Here is an 18561-nt window from a genome sequence, read left to right on the forward strand (position 1 = left end):
TATGAATATTTAAAAAATATTTCGGCTTACCTAAATTTTTAATTAGTAAGGGAAAAACAGATTAGCTCTTCTAATATAAAAAGATAACCATTTTTATGCTTTGTTGCATAATTAACCAATTTCTATTCTTTCATTTTTTAGATTTTCTTGGATCTGCCCATAGCATTCCATTAGTTATATCATAATCTATCAAGGCATTATAGGATACTTCATGGAACATGTTTTCTAGCAGGTGCATATTCTCCAAATTTACGTTTGACTCAGAGAAAATGCTCTCAGCATACCATCTCTTACCATAATCATAACTAGTTTACGGAACTCACATGCGTACTTTTTAGTTTTAAATGTAGCACCTGCATCTCTTCTGATTTTTATTCCTGCCATACAACGCCTTCAATTTTTTGAAAATTATGAACTTTCCATTTATGTCGCATCCACTCACCTCTTCTTTTTCCTCGTATTGGGTTAAGGTGTTTCTTATTTGGAGTTTGCTTCAAATCGTAGAATAGTCTGGCACCTAAACTCACTAACTTAGATAGCCCTCTTAAAAATCCTTCCAGACCCCTATAATCTCTACTTAGGAGGGTATGGAGATATGCCAAAAATATTATTAGAGAGCCCGGATAATGAAGTGCACCAACCTTGTTTTTGTTTAATTTTTCTAACTCTTTGTCCAAGAGTTAATAAAATCTAGAGAAATATACGCTTCTCCATGAGCCATAAGTTTTTACTTATATACCCAATCTCTTTTATCGACATATTTTTTACCCATCTTTGTCTTTTCGTAACCCATCCCAAGAGTAAATAGGTTTAGGCTATTTTAATATTTATGGACACAGCATCTTAATTGATTCTCAAAATTGATTTGACTTTTGCTTTTTAAGCAGACTTAAAATTTTTTTTTATATTTAACCCCCAATATAATTAAAAACATGAAAGTCATTCCAATTGTTGAAAAGCAAAGTTGCAATTGTAAGAAATGAAAACATATATGAAGCAACTTTTAGAGCTCTTGACTATTTAGAATATGATTTGAAAGGCAAGGTACTTATAAAGCCAAATCTTACACTTGATGTCCCAATTCAAAGAAGGGCATGCACAAATCCACAGGTAATAGATGCTCTTATTGATGCTATAAGGAATTTTAATGGAGAAGCTTTTGTTGGAGAAAGCTCAATGGTTGGATGCGATACATTAAAAGCTTATGAAAAAAGTGGTTTAAAAGAAGTATGTGAAAGGAAAAAAGTTAAGTTCATTGATTTCAATAGATGCGAGCCAGTAAGGGTTAAAATAAATGGAGAATTTTTGAAGGAAATTGTTGTTGCCAAGGAAATTTTTGAATTTGATAAGATAATTTCTGCTCCAGTAATGAAAACACATGTCCTTACAGGAGTAACTCTCGGGATGAAAAATATGAAGGGCTTGCAATATGGAAATGAAAAAATAAGATTGCATAGGAAAGGAATTAAAATGCTCCATATTGGGATAGTGGATATAAACATCGCCTTCAAGCCTTATCTTACGGTAATAGACGCAAGTTATGCGCAAGACGGCGAGGGCCCCGTTGCAGGCAATGTGAAAAAGATGGATTTGGTTGTTGCAAGCAGGGATGTGGTTTCTGCGGATGCTACCGCGTGCAAAATTATGGAGATAAATCCGTATAGCGTATATCATATAAAGAGAGGAGAAGAAAAGGGGCTTGGAAAAATTAAAGATGTTGAGCTTAAAGGAGAAAAAATAAAAGATGTAAGAGAGAAGTTTGAAAATCCTGTAAAAAGTAATAGGGTAAAATACTGGGTATTTGATTTTGGAATGGTATTTGCTTCTAAGTTAAAAGGAAAGCTCGGGGAAGAGGGTTATAGAGTTATAGCGGAATTGATGAGAACAAAGCCATTTATAAGCCATGATTGCAGAAAATGCGGAAGGTGCTATGAGATATGCCATCAAAAAGCAATAGAGAATTTTAAGATAAATCATGATAAATGTGTTGCCTGCATGATATGTATGGAAGCATGTCCGTTTAATGCAATAAAACTAGAAAAAATTTCTATTATAGAAGGGGTGAGAGAGATTTCAAAATTTGCCTTAAAATCTTTAAGAAAGCAATAGTTCCAAATCTACAAAATAGTTATTACAAATGCAATAAGGGCAACAATGGAGATTGATATCAAATTTACATCGCTGTTATTTAATATTGCATCTGATGAATTTATTGCGCCTTTTCCTTTTCCCTGAAATGTTGCCCCAAGGAATGAATCAATATGGCATCCAAGAAATCCTAGTAAAACGCATAGAAAAACCTGATATATATTTATTTTAACAAGAAAGTAAGCGGAAATTGAAATAATTAAAGCCCCAATGATACAAGCAATTTCTCCTAAAAAAGAGATAGCTCCATTTGTTCCAGGTGAAACTTTTTTGAAATTTGTTATCATATATGCTTTATCTGAAAAAACCCCTATTTCTGAAGCCATTGTATCTGAAAGGGCAACTGATATTGAAGCAACAAAAGGAATTGAAAGATCACTTTTTAAGTAAAAGGAAGATAATGCTATAAATGCGGGTATTATTCCATTCGCAATTACATTTGAAGCTTTTCTAGATTTTCTCTCAAGCAATCTTCTCTTTTTAAAGTCATGTCCATAGCGAGTTACGAATGCTCCCGCTACAAGAAAAATGAAAAGGAGAAAAAACCAGCCAAATCCTTGTGTAAGTACTATTGTTAAACCTATTCCGATCGCAGAAATTGCTCCTGTTAAATCAAGAACTCTTAAGTAAAATGAAAGAATGCCAAATATTAAGCATATTAAGATTTTTAAAAAAATCATCCTTTCACTACGCCCAATGGAACCATTCTTGCAACTTTTAATGATAGCCCTGCTCCATGGGTGGCATTTACAACCATGCTTACATCTTTATATGCGTCTGGGCTTTCTTCTGCCATCACAACCATGCTTGCGGGATGAGCATATATTCCCTTTTCTTCCAGCATTTTTGCAATTTCAGTGCCACGCCATCTCCTCTTTGCCTCTTCTCTTGACATAACCCTGCCCGCTCCATGGCATGTTGAGCCAAATGCCTCTTCCGCTTTTTTTGTCCCTTTAAGCAAGTAGCTCTCGCTTCCCATATCTCCTGGAATCAAAACTGGTTGCCCAATGCTTTGATATTTTGTAGGTATATCTGGACTATCTGGCCCAAATGAGCGAGTTGCACCTTTCCTATGAACACATACTCTCATTTTCTTTCCATCCACTTCATGCTCTTCAATTTTTGCTATATTATGGCAAACATCATAAACTATTTTCATCCCTAAATCTCCCGCATCTTCCTTGAATACTTTTTCAAAAGATTGGCGAACCCAGTGCACAATCATCTGCCTGTTTGCCCATGCAAAATTTGCAGCGCAGGCCATGGCTTTAAAATATTGCTCTCCTTCCCTGCTTTTTAGAGGGGCGCAGGCGAGCTGGCGGTCTGGCAACTCTATTTTATATTTCCTTACCGCCTGTTCGAGCACATGAAGGTAATCAGTGCATATCTGATGGCCACAACCTCTTGAGCCAGTATGAATCATTACAACAATTTGATTTTTCTCAATTCCATAAATTTTTGCTGCATTTTCATCAAATATATCTTCAACTTTTTGAATTTCTAAGAAATGATTTCCTGCTCCAAGGGAACCAACCTGACTCATCCCTCTTTCCTTTGCTTTATCTGAAACCGCATCAGAGCTTGCTTCTTCCATGCAGCCATTCTCTTCTAAATATTCCAAATCCTCTTCCCATCCATAACCATTTTCAACCGCCCATTTTGCCCCCATTTGTAAAACATCATCAAGCTGTGATCTATTAAGCTTTACTTTTGCCTCACTCCCTACTCCAGAAGGAATATTTTTGAATAGCTCATCTGTCAGCTCTCTTATTATATTTTTGTTTATCCGCTCAACTTTGATATCTGTCCTCACCAACCTTACACCACAATTTATATCAAATCCTACCCCTCCAGGAGATATCACTCCTTCTTCATATTCTGTAGCTGCCACCCCTCCTATCGGAAAGCCGTAGCCCCAATGTATATCTGGCATTGCAAGAGATTTGCCAACTATTCCTGGGAGTGTTGCAACATTTGCGGTTTGCTCCGGGGCATTATCCTTTCTTATAGAAGGAAGCATTTCAGGCAATGCATAAATCATTCCTGGAACTTTCATATTGAGTTTTCCATCTATTCCCTTATAGCTTTTCGGTATTTCATATCTATAATCGTCTATTTTATTTAATGGTCCGTTCCACATTTTCTCACCCTAAATATCAAACAATACCCTAATAACAAAACCTTTTTTATTTCTTTTTATCTCCAGCATATGATATGTTACCGCTTTTATCTCTATTCCATAACCATGCTTTGATCTATCATATTTTTCTCCATATGCAATCGCTTCCAATTTATCATTTATCTTTACCTTGAAATCTCCAAAGACAAGTTTTTCAACATCATGCAAATAAATGAGTTCTGAAAGCCAATCAACTAGAAGCATTTCATCGTCTCCTTCGCGATTTATTTCTATTTTTTTCTCTATTTTTCCCTCAATTTTCTCTCCATTTGTTATTATTGAAAACATTCCCTTTGCGGTATTTTCAAATGCTTCTTCAAGAGTTTTTCCATATGCCTCTATTCCAATGTCTGCGGTATGATCAATTATTTTATACACATTAATAAGATAGAAGTATTATAAAAATCTTGGGGGAAGGTAAAAAAGATTTAAAAGGAGTGTGGAGGCTTTAATCTTAACCCTTCCCCTCATATCTAATATAGCATTTGTTTTTTAAATTTTTCGGATTTTTTGTGCGATAAATAATTACTGAAAGAAAATATCGTTAAAAGATTGAATTGCAGACGAAATTGACACAGAAAGATTGTTTTTATGATAAGATATAGCATAATTAAAACAGCCTGTTTGCTATGCGAAACAATAAAAATTGCCATCTATTGCCCTAACAGATGAAGTGATAATATTTGATACTGAGAATATATTGAATTCAGCATAAGATTCTTTCAGGAGGTATAAGAAATTATGTGGAAAGAATAATTGAAACAATAAAAGATAGAACAAGAGTTTTTGATAACTATTTTCCAAGTAAGAGATGAAAAATAAAACATTCAATACTTCAGTTTTTCCTTTATGTTTTCTAATGGATAAGGAGTCATGAAAGTTTATCCAGCAATTCCCTTTTTATGAAATAGAGTGGCATCGCATCTTGCAATGCTAAAGTTGGGAGATTTTCCTACCAAAATTTTATATTTAATTTAAATTTTCCTATTGAATGTTTGTATCTGCTGGGGATTTAGAAAAATATGCCTATTGCCCTCTTTCCTGGTGGCTGAGCAGGGAGCATAAGACAACCTCTGCTGAAGGAGTAAGAAGAGATAAAGAAATAAAGAACGAGATTTTGGAGATAAAGGAAAAAGAGGAAAAAATAAAGTTATATAATCTTATTACAACATTTTTTTCAGTATCCGCTTCAATAGTTGCAATTCTTGGGATAATATTTTTATATTCAAAACTTGAAATGGTATGGCTGTATCTTTTCCTGATAATTTCCTTGCTATGGCTTTTTAACTCTTCCTTATTTTTTTATAAATCCCTCAAAACAATAGATGCAATAAGGCCTTATTATGAAAAAATAGTTCTAATATCTTCAATAATAGCAATAATTGTTGCATTATTTGCCATATTTTTTTTCTTCCCAAAAAATGAAAATTTTAGCAGATTTTTAGAAATATTAGCTCTTTTCTGGATAATTTCTGCGAATATATTCTTTTATAGAACATTAGCTTTTTCTGAAAAAATTATTGAAAAGAAAATAAAGTATATGCCATTAAAGGGAGAAATTGTATATGTTGGGAAAGATAAGCCATCTGAGGAATTAATTTCAAAAAATTATGGAATAAGGGGAACACCTGACTACATAATAAAAATAGATGATGATTATATACCTATTGAAGAAAAATCCTGCATATTAAATTACCCTCTTCTCCATCATGTAATACAATTGATGGCATACTGCATTATTGTTGAAGAAAATTATGGAAAAACTCCTTATGGCATTCTTCGCTACACTGGAAAGGAATTTAAAATACCCTATGAAGAAAGATGGAAAAATAGAGTAATCGATTATGTAAATGCAATGAAAAGAGACATTGAAAGGAATGAAGCTCACAGAAACCATAACAAAAAAATAAAATGCTCAAACTGCTTGCGAAGAGAGTGGTGCCCAGAAAAACTCGATTAACCAAAAACTCGATTAAAAATATATACAAAATCCAATTTATAAATGGGCGTGTGGCCTAGCTAGGATAGGGCGGCAGCCTCCTAAGCTGCAAGCCGCGGGTTCAAAAGCGCAAGCTGAAAATCCCGCCACGCCCGCTCCAGTTCTATTTAAATGGCAAAAATTAAATTCTTTATTGTTTTTCAATTGCATGAAATGGATAGCTTTGCTGGTCGCTTTAACAACACTTATAACATTTTTTTCACATGATTTTAGCGCGAGCCATTATCTTCCAGAAAGATTTAGCTGGAGGGATATAAATGGTGTGGATTTTACGACTCCAGTGAAAAATCAAGAGCCATGCCCGAGTTGCGAGGCATATGCAATTGTTGCATCTCTTGAAACAATGGTGCAGTATAAAGTTGGTTACCCTTTTGGGTGTGATTTATCTGAGGCACATCTATTTTTCTGTAGCGGAGGAACTTGTGAATGGGGTGTAAATGTTACCAATGCAGCGAACTATGTAGTTAATTATGGAGTGCCAGATGAAGGTTGTTTTCCAGACCCTCATAGAAAAAAGGACTCAACCTGCGATCCTCTTCCAGGATGGGAAAATAGAACAGTTAAGATAGAGGGATGGGGATGGGTAAATAATGATATGGAAAGTATAAAAAAAGCACTTATAGAGCATGGTCCATTAGTTGTATGCATATATGTATGGGAAGATTTCATGCATTATAAAGGAGGGATATATAAACATAGATGGGGTAGATTAAGAGGAGGGCATCTTATAACATTGGTTGGATATGATGACAGTGAGCGTTACTGGCTATGCAAAAATAGCTGGGGTAATAAATGGGGAGAGGAAGGATGGGTAAAAATATCCTATGATGCAAATTTGTTTATCAAAAATTGTTATGGAGGCAGTGGAATACTATATTTAGAGGAGGTTTATGGAAATTTTATGCCTGATGTACCAAAAATTTATATTGAAAAGCCAAGAAGATATCATACCTATATATTTGGAAGTGAAATTCCGTCAATTTTCTGGAGGATATTTATTCAGGTTGGTATCCCAAGGATCATTGGGTTTGCAAATGTAGAGACAAATGTAACAAATGCGGAAAAAGTAGAATTTTACGTTGACGGGGTTTTGAAAGAAGTTGACAATGATCCACCCTTTTCTTTCAAATTGGATGAAAAAATCGGATCGCATACAGTAGAAGCTTTTGCATATAAGGGTGAAAATGTATCAAAAAGTGTAATAGATGTTTTTGTGATTTAGATGAAATTCTCCGCTATTTTCATTTTGCTTCTTATTTGCAATATTACTTTTTTAGCAAATGGTAATATACTGATAAAAGAAGTTTATTATTATGCACGCCCGAACAGGAATAATGAATATATATGCATAATAAACACAGGAGAAGATACATCTCTTGAAGGATGGTATATAACTATTGATCCGTCAAAAGATTTTAGTGAGCAGAGAAAAATATTACTTCCAGATATAGTTATAGGAAAAGGAGAGAAAATTTATCTTACTCAGAATGGAACATCTTTTAAAATGGAAACCTGCTTTGAGGCAAATTTTGAATGGAATGATTGTTCTTACTTGCCCGATTTAAAAAAATCGGGAAACTTTGTTCTTTCAAATAGTGGAGGGGTGATATGTTTAAAGGATAAATTAAATAATACGGTTGATGTAGTTGTTTATGGAAATGCATATTTTGATGAAGGATGGGAAGGGAAAAGCATAGATGAGGTAAAAGAAGGGGTTGTATTACGGAGAAAAGATAATATTGATACAAATACAAGTTTGGATTGGGAATATAATAGGACTTACATAATCGGGCAATCTGATTTTCCCCCATTTGTAGGATCTGCAAATAAAGCAATAATTTTTTGTTCTCCAGATTGCTCCTACAGTGTGATTGAAAAAGAAATAAGAAATGCAAGTGAAATGAAGATTAACTTATATCTGTTTACAAATCCATTTATTGCAGATTTAATTGAAAAATCTGGAGCAAGTATAAAGCTACTTTTAGACGGCAATACGGTAGGAGGAATACCGATGGAGGAGAGATATATTGCATATAATTTAAACAATAGCGGGCTTGTAAGATATATGAGAGGAAATGAAAAAGAGGGAATATATAAAAGGTATAAATATAACCATGCAAAATATGCAATAATAGATGATTCTAAGGTTATAATAACATCCGCGAACTGGGGCAAGAGTGGCATACCCATCAACTCCTCTTATGGCAATAGAGAATGGGGAATAATAATTTATGATGAAAAAATTGCAAGCTTTCTTTCAATTGTTTTTGAATATGACTGGAACCCTTCAATGCAGGACAGCATAGAATTTGATGAAAATAGCTTTACCCATGGTAAGCCTCCCAATGATTATTCAATAAGCTATTTTATACCAAAAGGAGATTATATTCCAAAATTCAATCCTTTGGTTATTAATTCTTCTTTTAACTATACAGTTATTCTCTGTCCAGATAATGCGGAAGAAGAGATAATTAAGTTGATAGATTCAGCAAAAAATAGAATTTTTGTTGAGCAGAATTATATATATAAAGATTGGGGAAATGATTTAAATCCTTTATTGAAGAAATTTATTGAAAAAAATGAAAGTGGTGTTGAAGTAAGGATAATACTTGATCATTATTACTACGAAGAAACAAAAATAAAAAATGAGGAAACAAAAAATTTTTTAAAAAATATTGAAGTAAAACTCTCTGATTTTTTGCCAATTCATAATAAGGGCATGATTGTTGATGATAAAGTGCTAATTTCTTCTATAAATTGGGGTGAAAATTCTTTTAGGAGTAATAGAGAAGTTGGGATAATAATTGAGAGCGAGGAAATTGCCAAATATTTTGAGGAAATTTTCTGGTATGACTGGAACTTTAAGATAGAGGAAAAGGAAGAAAAGGATTACAAATTAATAATAATTCCTTCCCTATTCATTGGGACATTTATTTTGTTATACCTTTATTGGAGGAGATAATGGCAGTTGAAATCCTCTTTTTATTGATAATTATCATTCCATTGATTTATGGTTTTATAAAAAGAATTCCAATATCACTTATTTTAATTCTATTAAATATCATAATTTTCATAATTACGATATTTTACAGACAATTGGTTGAAGAATTTGCCTTCACTCCCTATTACCTCAGAGATTTTTCAAGAATCTATACAATTTTTACCTCACTTTTTATTCATGGCGATTTTTACCATTTGATATCAAATATGATTGGCTTATTCTTTATAGGCTATCCTTTTGAAAATGAAATAGGGCAGAAAAAATTCTTTTTAGTTTATTTTTTATGCGGATTTTTTTCATCAATTGCTTTCTCTGTTTTTAGCTTTGGAAATCACTATTTAATAGGGGCATCTGGTGCCATATTTGGCCTGCTGGGGGCTTTTGCCGCCCTTTATCCGATGAAAAGAATTGTTGTGCCGATGCCATTTATTTTTGTTGGGATGCCCGTTCTGCTTTTCGCTATTATTTATGCATCAATAGAAACGCTCTATACATTTGCTGGGATTACAGATGGAATTGCCCACTCCGCTCATATAGGAGGATTTGTTGCCGGGGTTTTGTTCGCTCCATTTTTAAGGAAAAAATTTGTTTTTGAAAGAAGTTTTAATATAGATAAGCTTGAAGGATTGCTTCAAAATGAGAGGCAGAGAAAAATTTTTGAGAGAGCAAAAGAAGCAAAAGAAAAGGAAATCAGGGAAGCATGGATAAAATATCTCTTAAAGGAAATAAGATGTCCTGAATGCGGTGGAGAAATTGAAATAAATGGAGGTATAAAGTGTAAGAAATGCGGTTACAGAAAATAAAAAACAGCATATCCAATGATTGCTCCTGAATTCAGAAACGGCAGGCCGGGCTGGGGGGCGCGAGAAACCAAAAGAAGGAGCAAGATTAGGCCAGCAACTGCACCGCATAGGGTAAAAATAAGGGCAATGAGGCCATGATTGATATATGAGGCGGTTATTAGCATTCCGGGAATTACAATATCTCCCAACCCCATATACATTGCATCTCTTTTTCCGTGTTTTCTTCTTAATCTTTTTGGGAATATCAAAAGCAAAGGCAAATTTGTTGATAAGGCACTTTTTGCAAGCTTAATCATATGCTTTGTTTTATAAACAGATATGAAATCATATATGGCTAGAGCTATGAGGATAATTATTACATAAGCTATTGGAAGTGATGAAAATATTGCTATTATGCCGGATGCAAGGAAAATGCCGAATATATTGACGAGATACCATTTTGGATATTTTATTATCAGAATAATCATAATGAGCGAAAAAATGATTGCTAAAAGATAGGAATAATTTCTGTTTATAAAATGAAAGAAAGCATCGAATATAGATATGGAAGCGATGAAAAAGAAAAGAAAGAAAATATATTTTACAATTTTCTCCCTGTATTTTGAAATCAAAAGGATTATGGAAGTAAATATAAGGATGGAAGAAAGCATTATAAAAATATTTGATGGATTCTCAGGATTCTCTACTTTATAACCTTCTTCATGAAATGAATTTGCTACAAGGCATGCAAGGAGTTGAGATACTATGAAGGCAAAAACAATGACTACATATGGAAAATATCTCTTCATCTTACTTCATTCTAAAATCCATTAACTTAAAAATTGCTTCTAATATCCTTGAAAATATTGTTTTATTACATGGTATTGCAATGCTCGCTTGCTCGCTCCATTCACTTATTCCTCCATATTCATCTTTTGCTAAAACTCTTACATTATAAACCCCTCTTTTCCCCCATGAATGAGTTGCATTTATGCTTTCATTCGCTTTAAATGGCCCCATCCAATCGCTTATATTTCCATCTCCCCAATCCCATTTATAGTATATTTCATCTCCTTCCGCATCAATTGCATATGTTGAGAAGGAATATTCATGGCCAACTCTTCCTTTTGGTGAGCCAGCTGGTTTTGCGGGCTTTTCAGGCGGGCTATTTATATGGAAAATAAGGGAAGGGTCTCCGAAAAGATTAAGCTGATAATAGCACCATCTCATCATCGACCTTTTTATCAGGTATAGATTATCTTCTTTTGAATCTTGATTGGCTTTCCCTATGCTGAATATCTTTTCTCCGAAAATTGCGTCAACAAACTCGCGATGGTATCTCTGCGAATCTCCATCTGTCCGATATGACCAGAAAAATCCATATCTTGCATTCATTATGCATGCAAATGCCCCATTTTTACTTTTTGTGAAATATTCCGCCATGCAGTCACTGTAATCAAATGCTCCCGCATAGCAACCCTGAGAGTAAATGAAACAATATTTTTCATTTTCTAGCCCCTCAACATCTTGAGGCATGAGGCGCATATTGTATTCAACACTTGAATGACCCAGATGATGTATCATATGTGGTCCCTTATTTATAACATTTATTATATCTTCTCTATTCCAATAATAATCTTCGCTATCATACAATTTTGTGATGTTATAATTGGATGGAAATCCATGGGTTGAGTAACCATCATCTTTACACTCTCCTATTAGTTGATCCAAATAATTTCCTCCATAACTTGCTATTCCATAATCTCCAAGATACTCGCCAGCGAGGCATATTTCATTTAAGTATGGATCACTAATTCCTGCTTTATCATATTCTATTGTTTTTTTAACAAAATTTTTTGCTTCCTGCAAGCTATCTACACATGCTCTTCCAACATATACCTCAGCAATTAAATCAACATCCTTTCCATTTTCTCCATCTGTGGGCTCACCCCATTTATCATCATTATCATAATTGAATGTTCCATCAAGGCAGGCATAATATAAATCAGATGGCATAAAAGTTTCATATGGGTCAACCTCTTCATCCAGCCCATAAACCCATAACATCTTCGCTGGAATAATATCTATATCTCCCCCTAGTAAAACATAATCAATCCCATAGTTAAGATAAACTTCTCTTATGTAATCTCTCAATCTATCCGAATCATTGCCAATATTTTCTATCTCTTCAACAATTGTTTTTATTCCCCTGCTTTCCTTATAATCTTTAAGTTCATTAAAAATGCCTTTGAGTTTTTTGTTTGTAATGATTAAAAGCTCATAGGATTGATCTAAATTTTTTAATTTATATGTATTGGCTATTTCAGGATTATCAACTTTCTTTATAACTTCTTTCCTATCTTTTCCAATTCCCCTGAAAAGAGGGCTGACTTTTCCTTTAGAAAGCTCAATTTCAATTTCTATCTCCTTATAATAGAAAATTTCTCCAGAAGAAGGAACATATTGCACTGGATGAAGGGCAAGCACAAGAATGTTATATCCTCTGAAAGAATATATTCCTATCTCAGTGAAAATTTTTCCTGGATATACTGAAAAATTGAAATTTTTTGATGGCAAACCCGCGGGCAATGAAGAAAATGGAATTGGCTTTTCAATCGGCATCAAATTATAACCTTTTCCAAGAGAAATTTTTTCTCCCACATTTGCCCTTATTTTTTTAACGCTTTTGCCCTGAGGAAGGAGAATATAGGAAGGATAAGAGGGCAAACCCGGCTCCCCTGCATTTCCATAAATTGATGATTTTTCTAAATAAACCTCATCATATGAATTTAATTTTTTTATCAAAGGCTCTTTAAAAGAATATTTTACAGAAATTTCATCTTTTGCTGAAATCATAGTTGGCATGAAAAGCAGAAGGGCTATTATTATTGCTTTTTTCTTCATTATGTTGTAAATAATATCTCAAATTTAAATATAACTAATTCATTTATTTTCATGATTGAAAGACCCCGTGGCACGAGAGATTTTAACCCTGAAGAAATGAAAAAAAGAAGGCTGATTGAGAGAAAGCTCAGGGATATATTCGAAAGATATGGATATGAAGAGGTAATGACCCCAACAATAGAGCACCTCGAACTTTTCACTTTAAAGTCAGGGGAAGGAATAATAGAGGAAACTTATGCTTTCGAGGACAAGGCGGGCAGGAGGCTTGCGTTGCGCCCCGAGCTGACCGCGCCGGTTATGAGAATGTATGTGGAAAAATACCAGATGGAAATGAAGCCGATCAAGTTTCATTATTTTGGAAATTGCTTTAGATATGATAGGCCACAGCATGGTAGGTATAGAGAATTCTGGCAGTTTGGTTGCGAGCTAATAGGAAGTGACACACCTGAGGCAATTGCGGAGCTTATATCCCTTGCATATAATTCTTTAAGGGAAGTGGGCCTGAGGAAAATTTTATTGAGGATAGGGAATCTTGATATTTTGAGAAGATTTCTAGATGGGATAGGAGGGAATTTTCCAGATGTAATGAGGCTTATAGATAAAAGAGATTTTGAGGCGTTGAAGGGAAAAATAAAGGATTTTGATAAATTCATGGATTTTATAGAAACAAAAGATTTGAATGAATTGAAGTTTGATGAAGCAAAAAGAATGAAGGAAATATTTGAATGCTTGGATATATATGGCATTCCTTATACTTTAGATTTGTCAATAGCAAGAGGGCTGGAATACTATATAGGGATTGTTTTTGAAATTGACGCCCCAGCACTCGGCGCAGAAAAGCAGATATGTGGAGGAGGAGAATATAATTTAGTTCCAATTCTTGGTGGTAAGAAGATTTCAACAAGTGGTTTTGCTATTGGTTTTGATAGAGTTTTGATCGCTCTTGAAAGAGAAGGTTTTAAATTTGAGGAAAATGAGAAAAAATTTTATGTAACATATATAGGAAATATGCTTAAAGAAGCTTTAAAGCTTGCAAATAAATTAAGGAAGGAAGGATTTAAGGTAGAGGCGGAAATAATGAGAAGAAATATTTCAAAATCTATGGAATTTGCGGATAAAAAGGGAATAAAAAAGGTAATTATTGTTGCTCCAGATGAATGGAAAAAAGGGGCGGTTTTGATTAAAAACCTTGAAAAAAGTGAGCAGGAAGAAGTAAGAATTGATGAAATTGAAAATTATCTTATTTCCTCTTAACTATAAGGCGCCAATAATCTTTTCCAACAATAACAAGCTTTTCTCCTTTTTTAATATCTTCCTGCGCGATCGCATTCCATAGCTCTCCTCTGAACAAAATACTTCCTGTTTTACCCGCTTTTATATCTTCATATGCCTCACATTCCTCTCCTATAAGTGTTCCTATTTCAGGCTTTTTCTTCCATATTTTTAATATTTTGTAAAGAATAAATAATAGAAAAGAGAAAATAAAGATAATTATTGCCAATGATATTGCAATTGAAGCGGTGGAATAAAAACCTGTGAGAATTATTAAAATTATAGCGAGCAAAATTAATACCGCAATTTTATTCATCCTAATCTTTCTTTATCCCTTTTGCAATCCCAACCATTTTCCCAATTTCCGTTGCGCCAGTTACAACTATTAAATTTTTTTCCCTTGCAATTTCAGATAAAGTTTGCAGTTCTCTTAACCTCATTGCGGAAGGAGATTTATCATATAATTTTGCAGCCTGAGCCATCTTTTCTGAAGCAAGATATTCTCCTTCAGCCATTATTATCCTGCTTCTCTTCTCTCTTTCTGCTTCTGCTTGCTTTGCGAGGGCGCGCTGCATTCCTTCAGACAGGACGACATCTTTTATTGTTACCGCGGTGACTTTTATTCCCCATGGGTCTGTTGCCTGGTCTATTGTTTCCTGTAGCCTTTTGTTAAGTTCGTCTCTCTTTGAAAGCAATTCGTCGAGCTCTACCTGGCCAATAACATCCCTTAAAGTTGTTTGAGCAAGCAAGCCGGTAGCGAGCATATAATTCTGAACCTGAGTAACCGCCTTATTTGCATCAAAAACTCTGAAATAAACGACCGCATCAACATCAACAGAAACATTATCTCTTGTAATTATTCTCTGCTTTGGCACATCCGCAACCCTAACCCTCAAATCTATTTTAACGGGCCTATCGATTATTGGAATAATAAAAACAAGCCCCGGCCCCTTCATTCCCAGCAGGCGCCCGAGCCTGAAGACAACAATTCTTTCATATTCAGATAAAACTCTTATGGAAGATGCGATAATTGAGATTATTATAACCAAAAGCAGAAACAGCAGAAATATTTCCATTGATCCCATAGCTGAATAATACAAATTGGAATATAATATTATTGGATTTCCACTTCATTTATAATTCACTTCTTTTAATTCTGCTTCAATATTTATACCCTCAAAATTAACATTTCCCTTTACAAGGTTCGCTATCTCTGGAGAATAATAAATTTTTACTATATCATAAATCGAGATTTTATAAGCGCTGAATATCCCTGCTTCTGTTTGCACAGTTTCTTTTCCAGAACAATCTATTTCCATCGAGCCAAGTGAAATGGTATATTTAATAGGATAGTTTATTATTCCGAATAATGCAGATGCATATGCATCTATATTAAGATTTGTAACATTTAAAATCCATTTTTTCTGCTCGATTGGGAAGTCAAATATAGAATAAGGGCTACTAAAATCTATTTTTATCTCTCCTTTAAATGGCAATGGCATAGGAAATGGAAAATCTCCTATCTTCGTCAGCGCAACACCTCTTAACATAAAATAAATTTTTTCAATTGAGAAATCCTTCTCCAAATATATCTTTCCATTTATTCTATTAAACAAAAATCTTCCACTTATTTGTAACTTGGGCTGAGAAGAATAAGAGAAATTTCCATATATCTTACCATCAATTTTTACCATATAATCTTCGCTATCATCAATAACTTCCGCTTTTAAGTCATCGATTCTCCCATAAAATTTCAAAGATGAAGTCTCAACTTCAATTTTTTTAACATTAAAAGTCCAACTATCTCCCTTTTTCCAAACATCAATCAATGCAGATGTTTTATCTATGCCTTCTTTTTCATCCGCCATAACTCTCAAAATTATATCATATATCCCTCTCTCGCTATATGTGTGCCTTGCAATTTTTTCTTTACTTGTTGAGCCATCTCCAAAATTCCAGTTCCATGAATTTATTTCATCACTGTCATCTCTGCTTTTGCTTCCATCAAAGACAATTTCTTCCCCTACCTTCGCTACATACGGCCCGCCCGCATCTGCAACAGGAGGCCAGTCATATGCATTTTTATCATATTCAACCCATACAATGGAGAAATTATCGATGAGAAGGCTTCCATATTCTATATTAAAGAAACCCTTATACCCCCAGTAGCTTCCCCAGCTGTTTTTACATATCCAGTATCCTCCTCTGGGTATGTTTGTATCGTCTTTCCAACCAACTATTGTAACGCAATGATTAATACTCCTTGCTGGACGATATGGGAAATAATCAGTTGAGTTATGATTTTTTAAGCCCCATTCCATGAATTCATCTGTTGCCATCATATAAGTAACTACAGGTCCCTTATCCATTATTTGGGATTTTATTCTTTGTCTATCTTGAGAAGAGCCATCTGGTATCCAATACCCATAATCTGAAATTGGGACAAGATAATTTTCCCAATCAATACATTTTGATTGACACGGAAATGTATCGCTTGCCATGTATGGCATGCAATCTTCTGTTATTATCCCATTGCGATAATTGCCATCTTTTTCAGTAGATCTTATATAATGAAATGCCCAATATGGATCTCCTCCATAGCAACTCCCCGCTTTTGAAAGACAGGAAAGGATATACTGCTCTGATAAATCCGGCTTGATTTCAGCGATTCCTTCTCTTATATTTATTATTGCTTCTAATCCTCCAACCGCTGCAAAGGCCCAGCAACTCCCACAATTTCCTTGATAGCGGGCGGGTGTTGTCCAATCTTTTCCTTCATAGTCAAGCCAGCTAAAATATGACGGAGTATCTTTTATAGAAGGTTTTGGAGAAGCTAAGGAAGGATATGGAGGATTAAGATTCTGCATTACCGGAAATTTAAAAGATAAATTGCTTGCAACAGGATTGGAATTGCAATTGCAATTCTCTTCTCTAAAGGTTATTGAAAATATTAAAGAGAGAGCTATCGCAAACAAAAAGAAAAAATTTCTTCTCCTATCAAACATCCTCATAACTCAATAACAATTTAATTTATAAAAGTTTTTGCTCTATTCTTTAAAACCAAGAATTTAAATAACTAAATTAGATAGCAATTTATGGCAATAAAATTTGAAGATTTGCCACCTCAGGTGCAAAATCAATTAAGGCAACTTCAGCAACTTCAACAGCAAATCGAGCTTTTGATACAGCAAAAACTGCAAGTTGAGATAAGATTGAGAGATACTGAAGATGCTCTTGAAGAGCTAAATAAGCTGGAGGAAAATGCGGATGTATATAAGGGAGTGGGAAATCTAATAATAAAATCTGAAAAAAGCAAGCTGATTAAGGAATTGCAGGAAGAAAAAGAGAGCCTGGAAATAAGAAAAAAGACAATGGAAGCACAGGAAAACAGGCTGAGGGAAAGGATAAATGACCTCCAATCAAAAATTCAGGAGGCCCTCAAAACTACTCAATAACAATCGCAGAATAACCAACACAATATGTGCCCGGCTCCACATCATATGATGTCGCATATTTTAACAACCTCGCATTTTTCGCCCCTCTCCTTTTCACCGCCTCGAGCATCGCCGCCACCGCCCCATACCCGCACATGGTTATGTCATTTTCCTCAACTTTCTCAACTAGTCTTTTCGCATCTATCCTGAGAATTTCGTCTATTGCTATCTTATCTATTTTTCTCACTTCATCTATATCCTCTTTGCTTGGAAATTTTGAGAAACTTACATGAGAGAAATCCGAGCTTGCAATTATTAAAGCATCTTCCTCGCTTATTATTTCCCCAACTTCTCTTGAGGTTTCATAATTCTGCATTCCAAAGCATATTGGAATGAATTTGAATTCTCCAAGAAATTGAAGAAATGGAATTTGGACTTCTATAGAATGCTCGTATTTATGGGCAATCTCATCTTCAGATATTATTCCCTTTGCCAAATTTTTGGCATTTTCATGAATAAAAACTTTTCCTAAAGGTGTGAGCCATGCTCCCTTTGTTGCTATTGCAACAGGTGAGCCATATCCATAATGATTTGGACCCATTATTATAAATTTATCTGGAAAACCATCTTTTGCAATTGCATTATAGACATAAGCAGCAACATATCCAGAGTAAATATAGCCCGCATGGGGAACAACCACACCCTTTATTTTTCCTCTACCCCTTTTAGCTTGAGGAATTTCCCCAGGTCCTTTTAAAAAACAATTCTTTATTTCATTGATGAGCAAATCCTTATCTTTTTCATAGAATGAGCCCGCAACAGATGGTTTTCTTTCCATAAAA

The 18561-nt window shown here is 34.4% G+C and carries 17 protein-coding genes and 1 tRNA gene; 8 read left to right on the forward strand and 10 right to left on the reverse strand.

Annotated elements, in window-relative coordinates; translation table 11 throughout:
• Positions 1–371: 371 nt before the first annotated feature.
• Positions 372–677, reverse strand: a complete 306-nt coding sequence (locus H5T44_05525) for a hypothetical protein (protein MBC7081683.1) — start codon at positions 675–677, stop codon at positions 372–374.
• Positions 678–951: 274 nt separating this feature from the next.
• Between H5T44_05525 and H5T44_05530 the strand changes: the two genes are divergently transcribed.
• A complete protein-coding gene (locus tag H5T44_05530) occupies positions 952–2109 on the forward strand; it encodes a DUF362 domain-containing protein (protein ID MBC7081684.1) in 1158 nt (385 codons plus the stop codon).
• Positions 2110–2117: 8 nt separating this feature from the next.
• Here H5T44_05530 and H5T44_05535 read toward each other — a convergent pair whose 3' ends face one another.
• From H5T44_05535 to H5T44_05545, 3 genes are read right to left on the reverse strand one after another with little or no spacing between them, the layout of a single operon-like run.
• Positions 2118–2828 (reverse strand): DUF92 domain-containing protein, encoded by a 711-nt coding sequence (locus H5T44_05535; GenBank protein ID MBC7081685.1) that lies wholly within the window; start codon positions 2826–2828, stop codon positions 2118–2120.
• Positions 2825–4288 carry an RtcB family protein gene (locus H5T44_05540; GenBank protein MBC7081686.1) on the reverse strand — a complete coding sequence of 488 codons (1464 nt, stop codon included), beginning with the start codon at positions 4286–4288 and terminating at the stop codon, positions 2825–2827. Before H5T44_05540 ends, H5T44_05535 begins: the two co-directional genes overlap by 4 nt.
• A 9-nt stretch (positions 4289–4297) precedes the next feature.
• Complete coding sequence (locus H5T44_05545; GenBank protein ID MBC7081687.1) at positions 4298–4711, reverse strand: archease; 414 nt, start codon at positions 4709–4711, stop codon at positions 4298–4300.
• 607 nt (positions 4712–5318) lie between these two features.
• Between H5T44_05545 and H5T44_05550 the strand changes: the two genes are divergently transcribed.
• From H5T44_05550 to H5T44_05570, 5 genes are all read left to right on the forward strand, one after another.
• On the forward strand, positions 5319–6287 hold the full coding sequence (locus tag H5T44_05550; protein ID MBC7081688.1) for a Dna2/Cas4 domain-containing protein: 969 nt from the start codon (positions 5319–5321) through the stop codon (positions 6285–6287).
• A gap of 44 nt (positions 6288–6331) precedes the next feature.
• A tRNA-Arg gene (locus tag H5T44_05555) sits at positions 6332–6421 on the forward strand.
• A 53-nt stretch (positions 6422–6474) separates the two neighbouring features.
• Positions 6475–7548, forward strand: a complete 1074-nt coding sequence (locus H5T44_05560) for a hypothetical protein (protein MBC7081689.1) — start codon at positions 6475–6477, stop codon at positions 7546–7548.
• On the forward strand, positions 7549–9288 hold the full coding sequence (locus H5T44_05565) for a lamin tail domain-containing protein (GenBank protein MBC7081690.1): 1740 nt from the start codon (positions 7549–7551) through the stop codon (positions 9286–9288). It begins immediately after the preceding gene.
• Positions 9288–10130: a rhomboid family intramembrane serine protease gene (locus H5T44_05570; protein ID MBC7081691.1), complete on the forward strand. Its 843-nt coding sequence runs from the start codon at positions 9288–9290 to the stop codon at positions 10128–10130. The genes H5T44_05565 and H5T44_05570 overlap by 1 nt, the downstream gene beginning before the upstream one ends.
• Here the strand turns inward: H5T44_05570 and H5T44_05575 are convergent.
• The gene (locus tag H5T44_05575) at positions 10118–10918 is read right to left on the reverse strand and encodes a hypothetical protein (protein MBC7081692.1); all 801 of its coding nucleotides are present in this window, start codon (positions 10916–10918) and stop codon (positions 10118–10120) included. The genes H5T44_05570 and H5T44_05575 overlap by 13 nt on opposite strands.
• A gap of 1 nt (position 10919) precedes the next feature.
• The gene (locus H5T44_05580; protein ID MBC7081693.1) at positions 10920–13013 is read right to left on the reverse strand and encodes a PKD domain-containing protein; all 2094 of its coding nucleotides are present in this window, start codon (positions 13011–13013) and stop codon (positions 10920–10922) included.
• Positions 13014–13064: 51 nt separating this feature from the next.
• On the opposite strand from H5T44_05580, the gene H5T44_05585 reads away from it, so the two are divergent.
• Positions 13065–14267 carry a histidine--tRNA ligase gene (locus tag H5T44_05585; GenBank protein ID MBC7081694.1) on the forward strand — a complete coding sequence of 401 codons (1203 nt, stop codon included), beginning with the start codon at positions 13065–13067 and terminating at the stop codon, positions 14265–14267.
• Here the strand turns inward: H5T44_05585 and H5T44_05590 are convergent.
• Genes H5T44_05590 through H5T44_05600 form a run of 3 tightly spaced genes read right to left on the reverse strand, consistent with a single transcriptional unit; the run spans position 14254 to position 17296 of the window.
• On the reverse strand, positions 14254–14601 hold the full coding sequence (locus H5T44_05590; GenBank protein ID MBC7081695.1) for a hypothetical protein: 348 nt from the start codon (positions 14599–14601) through the stop codon (positions 14254–14256). The two genes, H5T44_05585 and H5T44_05590, sit on opposite strands and share 14 nt — an antisense overlap.
• A gap of 1 nt (position 14602) precedes the next feature.
• Positions 14603–15370: a slipin family protein gene (locus tag H5T44_05595; GenBank protein ID MBC7081696.1), complete on the reverse strand. Its 768-nt coding sequence runs from the start codon at positions 15368–15370 to the stop codon at positions 14603–14605.
• Between the two features lie 45 nt (positions 15371–15415).
• On the reverse strand, positions 15416–17296 hold the full coding sequence (locus H5T44_05600) for a PKD domain-containing protein (protein ID MBC7081697.1): 1881 nt from the start codon (positions 17294–17296) through the stop codon (positions 15416–15418).
• 84 nt (positions 17297–17380) lie between these two features.
• Here H5T44_05600 and H5T44_05605 point away from each other — a divergent pair, with 84 nt between their 5' ends.
• Entirely contained in the window at positions 17381–17740 is a 360-nt protein-coding gene (locus H5T44_05605; protein ID MBC7081698.1) for a prefoldin subunit beta, read from the forward strand.
• Here the strand turns inward: H5T44_05605 and H5T44_05610 are convergent.
• Positions 17730–18557, reverse strand: coding sequence for an MEMO1 family protein (locus H5T44_05610; protein MBC7081699.1), 828 nt, complete (start codon positions 18555–18557; stop codon positions 17730–17732). The genes H5T44_05605 and H5T44_05610 overlap by 11 nt on opposite strands.
• Positions 18558–18561: the final 4 nt, after the last annotated feature.

This window comes from Thermoplasmatales archaeon (assembly GCA_014361195.1).
Lineage (GTDB): Archaea > Thermoplasmatota > E2 > UBA202 > JdFR-43 > JACIWB01.